This window comes from Paradesulfitobacterium aromaticivorans, assembly GCF_054657415.1.
On record NZ_BAAHYT010000008.1, the window covers coordinates 49,975 to 65,246 of the forward strand.

14 protein-coding genes and 2 riboswitches are annotated in these 15,272 nt (G+C 46.8%); of the genes, 4 read left to right on the plus strand and 10 right to left on the minus strand.

Going from position 1 to position 15,272, the window contains the following annotated elements:
• Window position 1 precedes the first annotated feature (1 nt).
• From ACYQ2N_RS02605 to ACYQ2N_RS02645, 9 genes are all read right to left on the minus strand, one after another.
• A complete protein-coding gene (locus ACYQ2N_RS02605) occupies window positions 2–1,195 on the minus strand; it encodes a M20 family metallopeptidase (RefSeq protein ID WP_459997371.1) in 1,194 nt (397 codons plus the stop codon).
• 56 nt (window positions 1,196–1,251) lie between these two features.
• Entirely contained in the window at window positions 1,252–2,379 is a 1,128-nt protein-coding gene (locus ACYQ2N_RS02610; protein WP_459997372.1) for a M20 family metallopeptidase, read from the minus strand.
• Between the two features lie 42 nt (window positions 2,380–2,421).
• Window positions 2,422–3,738 carry an MFS transporter gene (locus ACYQ2N_RS02615; protein ID WP_459997373.1) on the minus strand — a complete coding sequence of 439 codons (1,317 nt, stop codon included), beginning with the start codon at window positions 3,736–3,738 and terminating at the stop codon, window positions 2,422–2,424.
• 124 nt (window positions 3,739–3,862) lie between these two features.
• Entirely contained in the window at window positions 3,863–5,968 is a 2,106-nt protein-coding gene (locus ACYQ2N_RS02620; RefSeq protein WP_459997374.1) for a sigma-54 interaction domain-containing protein, read from the minus strand.
• A 266-nt stretch (window positions 5,969–6,234) separates the two neighbouring features.
• Window positions 6,235–7,047, minus strand: coding sequence for a precorrin-6A/cobalt-precorrin-6A reductase (locus ACYQ2N_RS02625; protein WP_459997375.1), 813 nt, complete (start codon window positions 7,045–7,047; stop codon window positions 6,235–6,237).
• Window positions 7,047–7,916, minus strand: a complete 870-nt coding sequence (locus ACYQ2N_RS02630; protein WP_459997376.1) for an ATP-binding cassette domain-containing protein — start codon at window positions 7,914–7,916, stop codon at window positions 7,047–7,049. Before ACYQ2N_RS02630 ends, ACYQ2N_RS02625 begins: the two co-directional genes overlap by 1 nt.
• 55 nt (window positions 7,917–7,971) lie before the next feature.
• Window positions 7,972–8,733, minus strand: a complete 762-nt coding sequence (gene cbiQ, locus ACYQ2N_RS02635; RefSeq protein WP_459997377.1) for a cobalt ECF transporter T component CbiQ — start codon at window positions 8,731–8,733, stop codon at window positions 7,972–7,974.
• Window positions 8,730–9,068, minus strand: a complete 339-nt coding sequence (locus ACYQ2N_RS02640) for a hypothetical protein (protein ID WP_459997378.1) — start codon at window positions 9,066–9,068, stop codon at window positions 8,730–8,732. Before ACYQ2N_RS02640 ends, cbiQ begins: the two co-directional genes overlap by 4 nt.
• Window positions 9,068–9,790: an energy-coupling factor ABC transporter permease gene (locus tag ACYQ2N_RS02645; protein ID WP_459997379.1), complete on the minus strand. Its 723-nt coding sequence runs from the start codon at window positions 9,788–9,790 to the stop codon at window positions 9,068–9,070. The genes ACYQ2N_RS02640 and ACYQ2N_RS02645 overlap by 1 nt, the downstream gene beginning before the upstream one ends.
• Window positions 9,791–10,068: 278 nt before the next feature.
• Window positions 10,069–10,255, minus strand: a riboswitch (cobalamin riboswitch).
• Window positions 10,256–10,534: 279 nt separating this feature from the next.
• A riboswitch (SAM riboswitch) is annotated at window positions 10,535–10,633 on the plus strand.
• 123 nt (window positions 10,634–10,756) lie between these two features.
• Here ACYQ2N_RS02645 and ACYQ2N_RS02650 point away from each other — a divergent pair.
• The 3 genes from ACYQ2N_RS02650 to ACYQ2N_RS02660 all read left to right on the plus strand — a co-directional run bounded on the left by ACYQ2N_RS02650 (window position 10,757) and on the right by ACYQ2N_RS02660 (window position 13,451).
• Window positions 10,757–11,782, plus strand: coding sequence for a methionine ABC transporter ATP-binding protein (locus tag ACYQ2N_RS02650; protein ID WP_459997380.1), 1,026 nt, complete (start codon window positions 10,757–10,759; stop codon window positions 11,780–11,782).
• A gap of 7 nt (window positions 11,783–11,789) precedes the next feature.
• Window positions 11,790–12,464 carry a methionine ABC transporter permease gene (locus tag ACYQ2N_RS02655; RefSeq protein ID WP_459997752.1) on the plus strand — a complete coding sequence of 225 codons (675 nt, stop codon included), beginning with the start codon at window positions 11,790–11,792 and terminating at the stop codon, window positions 12,462–12,464.
• Between the two features lie 168 nt (window positions 12,465–12,632).
• Window positions 12,633–13,451: a MetQ/NlpA family ABC transporter substrate-binding protein gene (locus ACYQ2N_RS02660; RefSeq protein WP_459997381.1), complete on the plus strand. Its 819-nt coding sequence runs from the start codon at window positions 12,633–12,635 to the stop codon at window positions 13,449–13,451.
• A 99-nt stretch (window positions 13,452–13,550) separates the two neighbouring features.
• On the opposite strand, the gene hepT is transcribed toward ACYQ2N_RS02660, so the two are convergent.
• Window positions 13,551–13,904: a type VII toxin-antitoxin system HepT family RNase toxin gene (gene hepT, locus ACYQ2N_RS02665; RefSeq protein WP_459997382.1), complete on the minus strand. Its 354-nt coding sequence runs from the start codon at window positions 13,902–13,904 to the stop codon at window positions 13,551–13,553.
• Window positions 13,905–14,165: 261 nt separating this feature from the next.
• Between hepT and ACYQ2N_RS02670 the strand changes: the two genes are divergently transcribed.
• Window positions 14,166–15,173 carry an ABC transporter substrate-binding protein gene (locus tag ACYQ2N_RS02670; RefSeq protein WP_459997383.1) on the plus strand — a complete coding sequence of 336 codons (1,008 nt, stop codon included), beginning with the start codon at window positions 14,166–14,168 and terminating at the stop codon, window positions 15,171–15,173.
• Window positions 15,174–15,272: the final 99 nt, after the last annotated feature.

The following is a 15,272-nucleotide window of genomic DNA, read 5'->3' on the forward strand; positions in this document are numbered from 1 at the left end:
CCTAACTAACCGTTCTCAACGTATAGAGAGCAAATATTTTAGCTGCCGCAACTAATTCATCCACAGGTACAAATTCCTTGTTTGTATGAGCTACGCTCAAGCTGCCCGGACCATAAAAAACGGCGGGAATCCCGGCAGAAAGGGTCCAGTAGGCATCACCTGCTGACAACACTCCTGCAAACGCAGCGTTTTTCATTGTAATTTCCTCCGTTAGGCTCTTGAGGCTTACTAGATAGGGATTGTTTTGCGGAACTTCACGAGGATCCCGGCGTTCAAAAACCGAGAATTCCTTGAGTGTAAATTGAGGGTCTTTCGCCTTCATTCTCTCGATCGCTTCGAGAATTTTATGTTCAATATCAGTCGAGGTTTGAGGCGCAACAAATCGATAATCGATGGTAACACTACATTGATCAGGAACAATGTTTGTTTTTTCTCCACCTTGAATGGTCCCAATATTAATCGTATCCACTCCCATTAAGGGATGAGCTTGACGTTCAGATTGGAGAATCTCCTGAATCAAAGCCATCATTTTTTCAATGGCATTTATCCCAGCCGCCGGATTGCCTCCATGAGCAGATTGCCCCCCGACTGTTATTTTGACCCAAATCCGTCCTTTAAACGCGGTGAACAAGTTGAGACTACTTGGTTCACCTAACAGGTGAAATGTCGGCTTGGGCCAGCCTAGTTTGTCCAAGCCTTCATTGATTACATAGCGCAACCCCATAGGCCCAGCAATTTCGTCATCAACTGTTGCGCATAGATAAAGGGTTCCTTTTGGTTTAACTCCAGCTTCTCTCAAAGCTCTGATGGCTATGATTTGAGCAGCCAGAGCACCCTTCATATCCGCTGTGCCGCGTCCAAGCAGTTGGTTCCCTTCCAAGACAGCTTGAAACGGATCATGTTTCCAGCCTTCTCCGGCGGGGACGACATCCATATGCCCACTTAACATTAGTGTTTCCTGCGACGTTCCATCTCCGACCCACCGACCACAAACATTGGGTTTACCGGCTTGCCCGGAGATGATCTTAACCTCTAAACCCAGCGTCGAATACTCCTGTGCGATAAACTTCGAGATTCTTTCATAGTCTGCGGGAGGATTCTCCGTAGGCATAGCAACCAGTTCTTGGGTCAATTTTATGACGTCTTCCTGGCTGATATTTGATAATACCTTGTGCTCCAAGGTTTGAAACGACATATACATTCCCCCAATCAAGCGATTAAAACGATCGAACAGTTTTTGTTCATCCCTACTTATTCGACAAACAATTCGGCAATGAGAGTCGCTCGTTTAACCATACAATTTAATAAGACGTATTCATGAAGAGCGTGAGCACCGTCGCCTACGGCACCAATTCCATCAAGCGTTGGAATACCTAATGCAGAAGTGAAGTTACCGTCGCTAACACCCCCTACGTTTTTGCCTCCCAAATCCAACCCTAGGTTGCGGGCGATTCGTTTGGCCTTTTCATAGAGTTCGCGGTTCTGGACAGTAGACTCTAAAGGCGGACGATTGATTTGTCCGGTTATTTTCACCGTCGTACCGTCCATAAAAGGCTGTAACCCTAATATTTCATGTTCGGCCCGTTCAAGTTCCGTCTGAGTCATTGCTCTAAGATCAATTTTAGCTTCCGCGCGATCGGCGACGACATTGGCTAGTGTTCCGCTGTTCACAAAGCCAACATTTACTGTTGTACCTTTTACATAATCAGTCATAGCATGAAGCCGAATGATTTGACGAGAGATTTCCTCAATGGCACTGATTCCCTTGTCATGGTCATTCCCGGCATGTGCGGATTTTCCCGTTACGGTCAGATGATAAAGGCCCCAACCTTTGCGCGTACGTTTTACAGCTCCTTCCGGGCCAACCGCAGGCTCCGGAACCAACACAAAGGTGCTTTTTGCGGCTTGTTCCTCAATCAAAGCTCGCGAACTTTGGCTGCCTATTTCTTCATCAGATGTACACAGGAACACAATTTTTTTGGAAATGTGTTTTCCGCTGTTGATAAGTGCCTTGAGTGCAAAATAAGCTTGAACGAGTCCACCCTTCATATCAAAGACTCCGGGACCGAAGGCTTTATCACCCTCTATCCGAAACGGTCGCTTTTTGATTTCTCCTACCTGCCACACGGTATCCATATGGCACAACACGAGAATTTGCTCTTCTCCGGTCCCCCAGGAAGCAAGCAAGTGGTTTCCTGAATTCTCCTGCTCTATAATCTGAACGGCCGCTCCAATTTCTTGAAACTTGGGCGCAAGATAATCCGCAAGTTTGTTCACTGCTTGTTTGCACGTAGAAGGGCTTTCTATCTCAACCATTGAACGTAACATCTCAACCATTGGATCGTATTGTTTCTGCAGATATTCTACAAATGCCCCCAACGCTAATTCCTCCTCATCATTTACCCACTTTCACACTGCATTTTATTTTAGAGGTTTATTATAGGTTTCAGGCAAGGTTAAAATAGCAATGAATGAAACAATGGCAGCTCCAATGACATAGAAAGAAGGTGCCAAATTATTCTTGGTCGCGGCAACTAAAAAGGTAGCAATAAAGGGCGCCATACCGCCCAATAACGCGGTTATGATGTTATAGCCAATGGATAATGTGGTGTATCGCACATTGGTTGGGAATATTTCAGCAATAAACGCTACCCCTGCACCCGAGAACATAGAAAGGAACAGCCCTAGGACCAGTTGTGCAATAACCAGTTTCATGAAGGAACCATCACTCACAAACATAAAAAGTGGATAGGTAAAAATAGCGAATCCAATGCAGGAAGTGAGAAGCAGTGGTTTACGACCAATTCTGTCGGAAAGGTGACCCATTAAAGGGATAAATATTACAAGAAGAATGTAAGAAAAGAAATTTGACAGCAGGGACTGATTAAGAGGCAACTTTAAAATCTTATTGATATAACTGGGCATAAAAGTTAACAAGATATAGAAGGATACGGTCCATATAACCGTCATTCCCATTGCTTGAATAATGCCCTTGTAATTTGTCCGAACCGCAGTAGTTATTGGGTTTTTAACGACCTCAGCAGACTCTTCTACTTTCTGGTACGCCGGGGTGTCTTCAAGTTTAACCCGCATGTACCATCCAATAATACCGAGTACTATCCCAAAAATAAATGGAAGTCTCCAACCCCACGAGTGCAAAGCTTCTTTAGCCAATACATTAGTCAGTATAAGACCGGTCAAAGAACCCAGCATTAATCCGCCGATTGTGCTGACTTGTTGCCAGCTGCCATAGAATCCTCTTCTGTTATCGTTGGCATATTCAACAATAAATGAGGTCGATCCTCCCCATTCTCCACCCGTAGATATTCCCTGAAGCAACCTGGCTAATGTGAGTAAAAGAGGTGCGACGAAGCCTATAGTTGCATAAGAAGGAATAAGCCCGATAGAAAATGTAGAAAAAGCCATGATAAGAATTGTCAATGACAGTGCATTTTTACGTCCGTACTTGTCGCCGATGTACCCGAAGATTACCGCACCTAATGGGCGCATAACAAACCCAACGCCAAACACCACGAATGTTAATAATAGACTTGCCAGAGGATCATTGTTTGGAAAAAAGATAGAGGCAATGATAGGTGCTAATGTGCCGTAAATTCCGTAATCAAACCACTCCATTACATTGCCCACGGCACCGGCCGAAACGGCTTTCACCCTGGTTTTGACCCCGTACTCCCCCTCCTTTGGAGTTTGATTGTTACTTTCTGAGAAATTTGTCAAGATAATATCCCCCTTTCAATCTTACTTATCCTCTCAATGTGCAAATTTAATGCCAATTGTGAAAGTCAGAATAATAAGCATCTTAGAGGTTCCAGAAAGCAAAACAGGGTATAACTGGTTGGGGTTAGTGCAACCAGTTATACCCTGTTAGACCCAGTTCATATCCTCTTTGAAGGTCATGCAATAAACGTTCTCCTTCGGCGGTAATGATACTTCCTTGTCTGCCTGAACCACTCACTATGCATCCGAGTTTTTGTAATGCTGTAAGTCGTGTACGGACCTGCTGCTCCGTAAGAGAGATTCCCCTAAGCACAAGTTTTCTCTGAAGAGACTCTCGCCCAATCCGCTCCCCCTTTTGCCTTGCTTCAAGCAGTTCTTCCAATATAATTGAAAATTCATTAACATTCCCAGCAATCAGTAAATTATCCCAGTGAGAACCAGATTCTGGGTGTGCTAACTCAACACTGCTTTTATGCACCAATCTACTTACAATCTGATAAAACATCTCCAAAGACTCGTCCTCGTCTCTCCCCAATTGGGTACAAAACCTTATCATTTCCTTCAACTCTCGGACATTTCCCGGCCAGTCGTAAGCCATCATCAGTTCTAAGGTCCCTCTGGGAATTCTCACCTTTGCTTCATAGTACTTCGTAAAAAAATATTCACTAAGTTCGATAATTTCATCGCGCCTGTTGCGCAAAGGCGGAACTTCTAATGGAGATACACATAAGCGAAAATAAAAATCACGGCGAAAAGAACCTTGTTTTACCATTGTCTCAATGTCCTGATTCGTCGCTGCAATAATTCGGACATCTACTGGGATTATCTTTGTTCCTCCTATGCGCATTATTTCCTTCTCTTCCAATACACGAAGCAACTTTACTTGAATATGAGGGGATATTTCCCCTATTTCATCTAAGAAGATCGTCCCTCCGTCAGCAAGTTCAAATAACCCTGGTTTCCCTGCTTTGCGGGCTCCGGTAAATGCTCCCTCTTCATAGCCAAAGAGTTCACTCTCAATCAGTGATTCCGGTAAAGCCGCCAGATTCAGGGCTACGAATGGTCGTTTTTCGCGCCCTGAGGCGTTATGTATTGCTTGAGCAAACAATTCCTTACCAGTCCCACTCTCTCCCAGAATTAATACAGGCAACTCTGTAAGTGCCATTTTTTCGGCGGTATGAATTACTTGTTTCATCGACTCGGAGTTAAAAATAATGTGCGAAAACTTATATTTAGCCACGTAGCCGTCATTTCGACCTACACCCATATTGTTTCCGCTGGATTTTATTCCTTCTCTGGCGTGTTTTAGAATAAGAATAATTCCGCTAAGCTCATTATCTTCGAACAGCGGCATTTTCGTAATGAGCATCTTGGTATCGTTCATTTTCCAACGTCCGTTTACTTCCGATATCCCGGTTGAAGTTATCGTTTCAAGCCTTAAACCCGGAACAAGGTGCTCCAGTTGCTTTCCTCTCACATCAACCTCCAGGGGGACTTTCATGAGTACTTTCGCATAATTGTTACAGGAAACAATTTTACATTGATGGTCTACCGCAATAACTCCGTCATTAATATTATCTAAAATGATCTCCATTTGCCTGTTTACTTGTTTTAGGTTTTTTACGAGCTTTGCCTGTTCCATGTTAAGATGAAGGATCTCACGCACTGCACGAGCTGTAAGGAACTTAGCCCTGTCCATGGGCAGGTTGCACAAAACATTTAGTTCAATAAAGGTGGAAATATCAATAATTCTATTGCCGATATCAATAACCCGGTCGATTGTTGGGGGCACCAGCAAACTCATACCCGGTGTGATCGCTACATTGATTTCGCCCGGATGAATGCCGCTTTTCGGATAATACGGAAATAGTTTAAGGTGGTTTACGCCCATGGTTTGAAGCAGTTCAATCGTTTCTTCGGTAGATTCCTTAAAGTTGTTTACAACTAAAACTCTGGTTCCCGCCTTCAGATCAAAGACTGGGCTTAATTTGGCAATATCCAGTGTACGGTGTGCAACAATCACCTTTTTCTTGGTGAGTTCAGAAACAAGCTCTCTGATCTCTGCATACGAAATCAGACAGAGGTCACATTCCAGAGGCATTGGTGACTGTTCGTCAAGGCAATAACCAACAACCAAGATTTGTTCTCCAAATAAATCTTTAATTTGAGCTAAAAAAGTATCAAATACCGAGCGACTTTTTGTAATTAAGCCTAACTTGATTGTTGCCATTTGCTTATTACTCCCTTCCTCTTTTAACTTATTGAGGCAGAGAAAATCGGTCCTGACCCCCAATGATCCATGTCACCTAACGTCCTACGTTCCAGACGCGTCCAAACCACATTAATCTAACATTCCACATGTTTCCTTTATATTCCTACCAAAAAAACAATTACTATAAGCAAAACAAAAAACCAGAGCATTGAAATACGTTCTGGTGTGATCGGAGGGGAATTGCTTTTGAGTCAACCCCTGCCAAAAGTCGTATACAGAATCCTTCACCGCACATCTTCTTTAACCCACTCTAGCACTTCCTTCACACTGTGCGCTGTCAACCCCTGCTTCATGGCGGCCCGCTTGAGGACCACAACCTCAAGACCCAGCGCCAAGGCTGCGGAGATTTTCGTGTCTGTCCCCCCAGCCGGACCGCTGTCACGGGTAAAGACTATGTCCGCTCCATAAAACTTAAACAGCATGCGGTTAAGTTCTTTGGAAAACGGCCCTTGCATAGCCACGATATCTCTGGGGGCAATCCCCAAATCCTGGCACTTCTGAACCAGCCGCCCTTCCGGTAGTACCCGGACAACGAAGCGTGCCTTCGAAGCAAACGGACTCTGAACGAGGCTGTCAATCTGGTGGCTTCCCGTTGTGACAAAGACTGTTACAAGATCTTTACTTGCTCCGCTTAAAACCTTGCGTTCCGGTCCTGCTTTGTTCAAGGCCAGAACACGCTCTCCCAGTTTGTCCAAGGCCTGTTCCCAGCTTCCGACCGTATGTATCAAAGGATTCGCCGGGATCACTGTTTCCGGTCTGTCTAACCTAAGAAAGGGAATGCCCTGCTGCTCGCAGTATTCCCTTACTTTCCCGAACCTGGCACTGCAGGATGGGTGACTGGCATCAAGGATGACGGTACAGTCAAAAGACGGAATCCAACTGAGTAATTCTGCCAGATCCCCGTCCCGCTTACCCTGAGGTGCAAGCAATCTAAACTTGTCGTTATGAGTCTCAATTTTAAGGCTGGGAATACCTTGAGCGAGCAATCGCTCCCCGAGCTCGCGCGCGGCTGCCGTTTCTCCCACAAGAAAAATCATTAAGGCTTAACCCCCTCCTTAAGCGCACTGAACACCTGGCGTGCTTCCCGAATAGTCAAAGGGAATTCCCCTGCGGGAAAACCTTCCCGTTTAGCAAGCACCTCCCACAAATGCGCAATCCGCGGCAGGCGCAGAAAACTCTCCCTGATTAACTCTGGATCCCCGAATACTTGCGCAGGTGTCCCCTGCTTAATGATGCGCCCGGCCTGCATGAGGTAGGCCCGGTCACAATAAATTGGCACGATATCCACTTCGTGCGTAGACAAGATAATTGTCAGCTTATGTTCTTGCTGCAAGTCCTTAAGCAAACGCATGAGCGCCGTCGCTGTGCGCGGGTCCAGGCCTGCCGTAGGTTCATCAAGGATCATTATTTCCGGTTGCATCGCTAAAATCCCGGCAATGGCAACACGCTTCTTTTGCCCGTAACTTAGCTGATGCAGACTGCGCTTGCGATATTCCCACATCCCCACTTGCCCAAGCGCAAGCTCCACTCTGCCCGCAACCGTTGCTTGAGGCAGGCCAAGATTAACAGGCCCATAGGAAACATCTTCATACACCGTGGCTGCGAAGAGCTGGTCATTCGGATCCTGAAAGACAAGCCCCACCCGCGCGAATACTTCCTTCTTGGGCCAGCGGCTTAACTCCTGTCCTCTGAGCAAAACATGGCCCGAATTCGGCTTAAGCAATCCGTTAAACTGCTGAAAGAGTGTCGTTTTACCACATCCGTTAGCCCCAAGCAAGGCCACACATTCCCCGGCAGCGACAGCAAAATCAATACTGTGCAAGACTTCCTCCCCGCCTGGGTAGGCAAAGCTGAGGGTTCGAGCCTCTAATATCGGTTCGGTAATAGCTCTCTCGTTATCCTCCACGGTCGCATCCCCTTCATTCAGATAGCAGATTAGTTGCCACAACGAAACACCTATTTCAGCGAGCCATGAGCCAGGCAAAAATAATGATGGAAAGGCCCGCCACTGCAAGCACAATATCCCCTCTTCGAACCGTGCGCAGGTAATTAACCCGCATTTCCCCTTCATATCCCCGGCAAAGCATAGCCTCCCACAAGCGCCTACTACGCTCAAAAACCCGCAGGAACAGAACGCCACCGATCGCAGAGGTCGTCTGCACTGTGCGCCACCAAGTGCCATAACCCAGGCGCATGTGCTGTGCTTTTTGCAGGCGGTCCAGTTCTTCCATCAGTACAAACAGAGAGGAATAGCTCAAAGTCATAATTTCAATGACTGTCGCAGGAACTTTGAACCAGGCGAGGGCACTTACCCATTCCTGCACACTGGTGGAGAGCGTGAGCAAGAGCATGACACTCATCCCGCCCAAAACACGCACCGCAAATAAACGTCCCTGAATCAACCCTTCTTCATATCCGGTCAGATGCACCCAGCCCAGTTCCCAATGAAAAGCAGGGGTCTGACCGCTGAGGAAAATCTGCGTTAGCCAAAGCAAGACCGCGATCAATACCACCGGACGCAGGCGAAGGGCCACAAGGCGCACGGGTACACCCGCTCCCAAGAGCAAAGCCAGGCTTGTTAGCCCAAAATATGCCGGAAGCTGCCAAGTCTTAGTGCTTACTGCTGCCATTAAGCCGCATACCGACAAGAGCAGTTTTACCCTGCCGTCAATCCTGGTCAATACGGTCTGCGGAATCTCCAGTGTCAGATGATGGGCGCTCATTTGGACCTCATCTCCGCATCGGCGCTATACATATGATTCGAATTGGCTTTAAGATCGCTCTCGCGGCTATTCTTCTTGCCAAAAAAGCCACGCCATTGATAGCCCAGATAAAACCCGGCTACCGCTCCCCCGGCAGCAAATACAAACAACAACAAATCCCCTTTGTCTGTATTAATAAGGGGCGGGCGCTCCTTGACCCCTATTTCCGCAGCATATTTGGCAGCCACTTCTCCGACCTTCTCATCTGCACCGGGCATAGACATAGAGCTTGTTCCGACATATACCAGCAACGCTAAAAACACGATAGCCACAAGCCATTTCCCTGATTTTCCCATTATTTTTCAGCCCCCTTGGCCACATACTTGGTTAGCTCAGACCCCTGCGACCGGATCTCTTGCGCCCGAATCACTTTAAGCATCACCAGGATGTCTGGGCGGCGTTCGGCAATATACTTGAGGATAAAGCCTGTGAACAGCCCTTCTACGATCGCCAGCGGAGCCTGAGTGGGCAGGAATGCGCCAAAGATCGCGATAAACACTTCACTCACCAGATGCTGCCCGTGAATAGCGAGAGCCAACTGGATCGAAGTACCTATATAGATGGCAATATCCCCTATCACTCCGGCAGCGAGTCCTGACCAAAAAAGATTCGCTTTCATTCTGCGCAGCATCCAAAAGATTAGCCAGCCTGTCAGCCCCCCGAACGCTCCCATGGTCAGGGTATTGGCCCCTAAGGTTGTCAGACCGCCATGGGCAAAAAAGAGAGCCTGAAATAAAAGCGCGATCATACTAACTAAGGACGTAATCCATGGCCCTAGCAAAATTGCTCCCAGCGGAGTTCCGCCCGGATGGGAACTGGTACCGGTTATCGGTACGGGCACCGGCAGCAATGAGACCAGGAAGATCCCTGCGGTCATTACCCCTGTCAGTTGCTTCATCATGGGAATCTCTTTGCTTTTTTCAGTTAGACTTTTGACCCCGGCGGCAGCCATAATAACGGCACCTGCACCATAGAGAACTGCCGGTACGACCGGGAGCATTCCTTCTGCAATATGCATCTTTCTACTCCTCCATAATTAAAAAAGACAACCGACACTGCCATGCTCCAAACATCCTAGTACAGTAGCTTAGAGTCACGGCAATGTGTGGTCATCTTAGAAACAGCGTTCACTTCCGCTCTCAAGTCGCATCCGCATTTTTGAGAGCAAATCCCGCTGGACAAGACAATCTGCATGCTCCCCTCAGGAAGCTTATGTAAGTTTTCTACAACAGAAAAACCTCCACCAGAGGCGGAGGTATGCTGCTTCAACACGCACCTCCCATCCATCGTGGGTAAAGTGTTCTTTGCGGACAAGCAGGTTTCCTGGCTTAGGCTCCTCACCTTCTGCCCCTTCCCAGGTTTCCCCAGTGGGTATGGCAGAAGACTCCCCTTTTACAGTGGCGGGACCGCGCCGGATTCACACCGGCTTCCCTTTTATGACTCCTCAGTTCAAGAAGGAATCACTTGTCCGAATACGTATGAACTTGTGACTATTTTAGCATCCGTAGGGGCTCGGGTCAATCCCTTAGCACAGATTTCAGGATTCCGCTTGCAAAGATTTTCGGGTTAGGGATGGGCTACTTGCTCTTGTCCATTCCTTTAAGTATTAATACGACAAGAGTCGCAAAAGCGATTGCAAACATCAATGTTTTTGAAAGTACTTCTAATTATGTCATATCATTTTCATTTTTGTCATAATTTTCCCTCTTGCAATTCTTGCATTAATTTGCTAAGATAACCCCATAATTTAACATGATCTTGACTCTTATCCAGAGTAGGTGGAGGGACTGGCCCGATGAAACCCGGCAACCGGCAGCTAATGCACGGTGCTAACTCCTGCAGGCAATCTGGGAGATGAGAGGAGAACCGAGAGTCGCTTCGCGTGTTTTCCTCGCGAAGTTTTTTATTTGCCGGAAAAACTAAGAGATAGTCTCTTAACTTAAGATGAGAGTCATCGACAAGAGCTATTAGGGAGGCACGTTACATGATCCGGGTTGAGAATCTAACCAAAGAGTATTCCTCTGCTCAAGGCAAGGTTAAAGCCTTGGAAAACATATCCCTGCATATTCCACAGGGCGCTATTTACGGCATCATTGGTTTAAGCGGTGCGGGCAAGAGTACGCTTGTGCGCTGCCTTAATCTTTTAGAAAAACCGAGCAGTGGCCGGGTTCTTGTTCAGGGACAGGACCTCACCCAATTGTCTGATAGAGAACTACGCTCAGCCAGGCAGAAGATCGGCATGATCTTTCAGCACTTCCATCTCCTGCAGTCGCGCACGGTCGCGGAAAACATCGCCTTCCCTCTCGAAATTGCCGGGTTTCCCAAAGAAGAGATAGTTACCCGGGTTAACGAACTTCTGCCTTTGGTGGGATTGAAGGAAAAGGCCAACACCTACCCTCCTCAGTTAAGCGGCGGGCAAAAACAGCGGGTCGGCATCGCCCGTGCCTTGGCTACCCAACCGCAAGTCTTACTTTCCGATGAAGCGACTTCTGCTTTAGACCCGCAAACAACCCTGTCCATCCTCAATCTTTTGAAAGAAATTAACCAGACCTTAGGCTTAACTATCGTAATTATTACGCATGAAATGAAGGTTATTAAAGAAATCTGTTCGGACGTGGCGGTTATTCATGAAGCTCAGATTGTGGAACACGGCCCGGTCGAGTCGGTGTTTGTCAATCCTCAGTCAGTTATCGCTAAAGATTTTATTTCAACCGTTTTTCCCAACGAACTTCCACCCGAGCTTCTGCGCGATCTCGCTGCCCACCGCGATTCTGAGATCGTCCGCCTTAATTTTCTGGGCGCACGCGTTGCCGACCCTGTGATCACTGACCTGGTCCGAACTTGCGCGGTGCAAGCAAACATCCTTTACGGCAGCATTGACCACTTGCGCTCTACCTTGTTTGGCACGCTCACGTTGGAACTCCAAGGAACACCTGACCAATTGGAAAAAGCCCATGCTTACCTGTCAAAGCGTGAATTGCAAGTGGAGGTGATCCAGCGTGCACTTTGAACTATCCATGCTCTTTGACCCATCTTACTGGGAATTTATATTGCAGCTCATACCGCTGGCTTTGGGTCAGACCATCTATATGGTCATCGTCTCGACAGTACTTGCTTATGCCTTGGGGCTGCCTCTGGGAGTCTTGCTCGTAGTCACCTCCCCGGGGCACATTTTGCCAAATCCCTGGGTTGAAACGGTTCTGGGCACGATTATCAACATTCTGCGCTCTGCACCTTTTATTATCTTATTGGTCGCCCTTATGCCCCTCACCCGGGCACTCGTAGGCTCTTCCATCGGCACCACGGCAGCCATTGTCCCGCTGGTGGTCGCAGCAGCGCCGTTTGTTGCCCGAATTGTGGAAAGTTCACTGAAAGAAGTGCCTTATGGTGTCATTGAAGCTGCGCTCTCGATGGGAGCATCCCCTTGGCAGCTCATCCGAAAAGTCCTGATCCCGGAAGCTAAAGCTTCTCTCATCCTTGGCGTGGCAATTACCACGATCAGCATCATCGGCTATACCGCCATGGCCGGAACCGTCGGCGGGGGCGGAATCGGAGATGTCGCCATTCAGTGGGGCTATAACCGTTTTCGCACGGATATCATGATTATTACCGTTGCGATTTTAGTCGTTATCGTGCAGGTCATTCAATCCTTAGGCATGAAGCTGGCACGCAAAGTATCGCACTCAGGTTAGATAAATTCTTTCGTCTATATTGACAAAATTGAAAGACCTTTTTCTTAATATTCCTATTGGCTTCTCTGAACATATGGGCCCATGTGAAAAGAAGCTTGAAATAAAAGATTGAGCGATTGCTCATGAACAATTTATACTAATTCCAATACGCTAGGAGGAGTATTACAAATGTTAAAAAGCAAAACCCGTTATTTTACCCTATTCGTAATCAGTCTGATTGCACTTTCCCTTATTGTCGCCGGGTGCGGCCAACAAGCAGCGGCAAACGTCATCAAAGTCGGGGCTACTCCGAAACCGCACGCAGAAATCCTTGAAATCGTCAAACCCATTCTCGCGAAAGAAGGGGTCGACCTTAAAATCCAAACCTTCACTGACTACAACACCCCTAACCTGGCCGTGGACAAAGGGGAAATTGACGCTAACTTCTTTCAGCACACTCCCTATTTAGAAGAATTCAACAAGGATCACAACTTAAAACTTGTCTCTATCGCCAAAGTGCATATCGAGCCCATGGGCATTTATTCCAAGAAAGTTAAAGCGCTAACTGAGCTTAATAACGGGGACACCATCGCCATCCCTAACGATACGACGAACGGTGGGCGCGCTCTGAATTTATTGGAGAAGGCCGGCCTGATCCAGCTAAAATCCAGTGTTGGCATTAAAGCAACCGTTCAGGATATTGTCAGCAACCCCAAAAACCTTAAAATTACCAGTCTTGCCGCCGAACAGCTTCCTCGCGTCATCCCCGACCCTCAAGTGGCAGCAGCGGTTATTAACGGCAACTACGCCCTTGAAGCCGGACTTGACCCGACTAAAGATCCGCTTTTCCTCGAAGAAAAAGATTCTCCTTTTGCCAATATTCTCGTGGTTAAAGACACCCGGGCTAACGATTCCAACCTGCAAAAACTCGCCAAAGCCCTTAATTCTCCGGAAGTAAAGAAATTCATCCAAGACACTTATAAAGGGGCGGTCATTCCTTCATTCTAATCACTTTAAATTGTCACATTTAACTTAAGAAAAGTAAATTTATAGGACTGCCCGTATGCACTCCTTCCAGGAATGCTTTTAGCAAGGGACAGTCCTAGTCTATTTCAGAAACCTCGCTACTATAGCGGAAACAAACGTCGTGAAATCTTCTAGATCTTTTTGTAAAATTTCGTAAACCTGATTATCGTTAACTCCCTGATATATGTGAACAATTCGGTTGCGAAACTTCACCATTTGTACCAGCCGCACACTTTGATCCTTGGTAATCACATGATTTTCAGCTAAAAACCGGATTGCTTCGGCGGAACTGGCGGCGAACTCCCCATCGTTCCCGTGCCACCACATGAGCAATTCTTCCAGTTTTACAAGGGTCTGCTCCAGAAAGACCAGCTTACTCTTGATAATCTCTCTATTTTGGCTCATGAATATATGATACGAATTATTGAGATTCAAGTTTTAGACCATCCTCATTTTTCCAATTTAACGGATGAAGGAGTAAATATTACTCCTATCAGCAGTGAAATCATAATTTCGTTGACAAAAAAATTGCCTCAATGTTAAACTAACATCAGGTTCCAACATCAAATATAAGTAAGAGTCAAGCTTAGCTGAGATTAGAGTATATGAGAGGAGCTGAGATGAGCCGGGATAAGAAGAATCGCCGGTACTCATTTGAGTACCGGTTTTTTAATTATGTAGAGGAGGATATTACAAATGCGCAAATTAAGTCTTTTCTTAGGACTAATGTTATTGAGCCTAACCATCGTACTTTCAGGTTGTGGCACGCAAACCGGCAATACTCAAGGGGATACCCAGAAATCCGCTGCGGTTGTCAAAGTCGGAGTCTCCCAATTTGTCGCCCACCCTGCACTTGACTTGGATCAAAAAGGATTTCTCGACCAGATGAAAGAATTGGGCTTCATCCAAGGGCAAAATGTTGAATTTGACATCAAGAACTCCCAAGGCGATCCGAATATGGCTAAAACGATTGCCGATAAGTTTGTGGCCGACAAAGTGGATGTCATTCTTTCCATTACCACCCCCAGTTCCCAGGCTGCAGCCATGGCAACCAAGGGAACGGGCATCCCGGTTGTTTACATTGCCGTATCTGATGCCGTCGGCTCCGGACTAATCAAAGAGCTTAACAAGCCCTCAGGCACGAACATTACCGGGGTTTACAGCGCTGATCCGGTTGAACAACAAATGGATTTAATTCATGAAATTCAACCTTCAATTAAGAACCTGGGCGTTCTTTACAATGCCGGGGAAGCCAACTCCGCCAGCAATGTTAAAAGAATTAAAGAATACCTTAAAGGAAAAGTGAATGTGGTCGAAGCAACGGTCGCCAGCAGCAATGAGGTTAAAGCCGCTGCTCAATCTCTGGTCGGACGGGTTGATGCCATGTTTATGCCCCAGGACAACACGGTAATGTCTGCGGTTGAAAGTGTCATTGATGTTGGCCAGCAAAATAGAATACCGTTCTATACCGGAGATACTGAATCCGTAAAGAAAGGCGCTCTTGCCACCCTGGGCAATGACGAATATGACTGCGGACGCCAGGGTGCTGAGCTCGTAGCCAAAATCCTGCGCGGGGAAAAAGCCGGAAATATTCCTTCTGAGGAAATCCGCAAACGCACTTTGTTAATTAACAAAGGCGTTGCGGAAAAATATGGAGTTACCATTCCTGAACAAGTTTTGTCCCGCGCCGATCAAGTGTTGTAAGATCCTAAGCAAAGCAATATTAACGATAGTTAGCCGTATTCCGATCGTAAAATTTAACTCAGACCTCGCACTTTCGTGTTTTAGAGTACGCGCGTTGCA

Bases quoted from the DNA above. Each gene is read 5' to 3' on its own strand.
- ACYQ2N_RS02605 (WP_459997371.1), bottom strand. From the start codon at position 1,195: ATGTCGTTTCAAACCTTGGAGCACAAGGTATTATCAAATATCAGCCAG.
- ACYQ2N_RS02620 (WP_459997374.1), bottom strand. From the start codon at position 5,968: ATGGCAACAATCAAGTTAGGCTTAATTACAAAAAGTCGCTCGGTATTT.
- ACYQ2N_RS02625 (WP_459997375.1), bottom strand. From the start codon at position 7,047: ATGATTTTTCTTGTGGGAGAAACGGCAGCCGCGCGCGAGCTCGGGGAG.
- cbiQ (WP_459997377.1), bottom strand. From the start codon at position 8,733: ATGAGCGCCCATCATCTGACACTGGAGATTCCGCAGACCGTATTGACC.
- ACYQ2N_RS02640 (WP_459997378.1), bottom strand. From the start codon at position 9,068: ATGGGAAAATCAGGGAAATGGCTTGTGGCTATCGTGTTTTTAGCGTTG.
- ACYQ2N_RS02645 (WP_459997379.1), bottom strand. From the start codon at position 9,790: ATGCATATTGCAGAAGGAATGCTCCCGGTCGTACCGGCAGTTCTCTAT.
- ACYQ2N_RS02650 (WP_459997380.1), top strand. From the start codon at position 10,757: ATGATCCGGGTTGAGAATCTAACCAAAGAGTATTCCTCTGCTCAAGGC.
- ACYQ2N_RS02655 (WP_459997752.1), top strand. From the start codon at position 11,790: ATGCTCTTTGACCCATCTTACTGGGAATTTATATTGCAGCTCATACCG.
- ACYQ2N_RS02660 (WP_459997381.1), top strand. From the start codon at position 12,633: ATGTTAAAAAGCAAAACCCGTTATTTTACCCTATTCGTAATCAGTCTG.
- ACYQ2N_RS02670 (WP_459997383.1), top strand. From the start codon at position 14,166: ATGCGCAAATTAAGTCTTTTCTTAGGACTAATGTTATTGAGCCTAACC.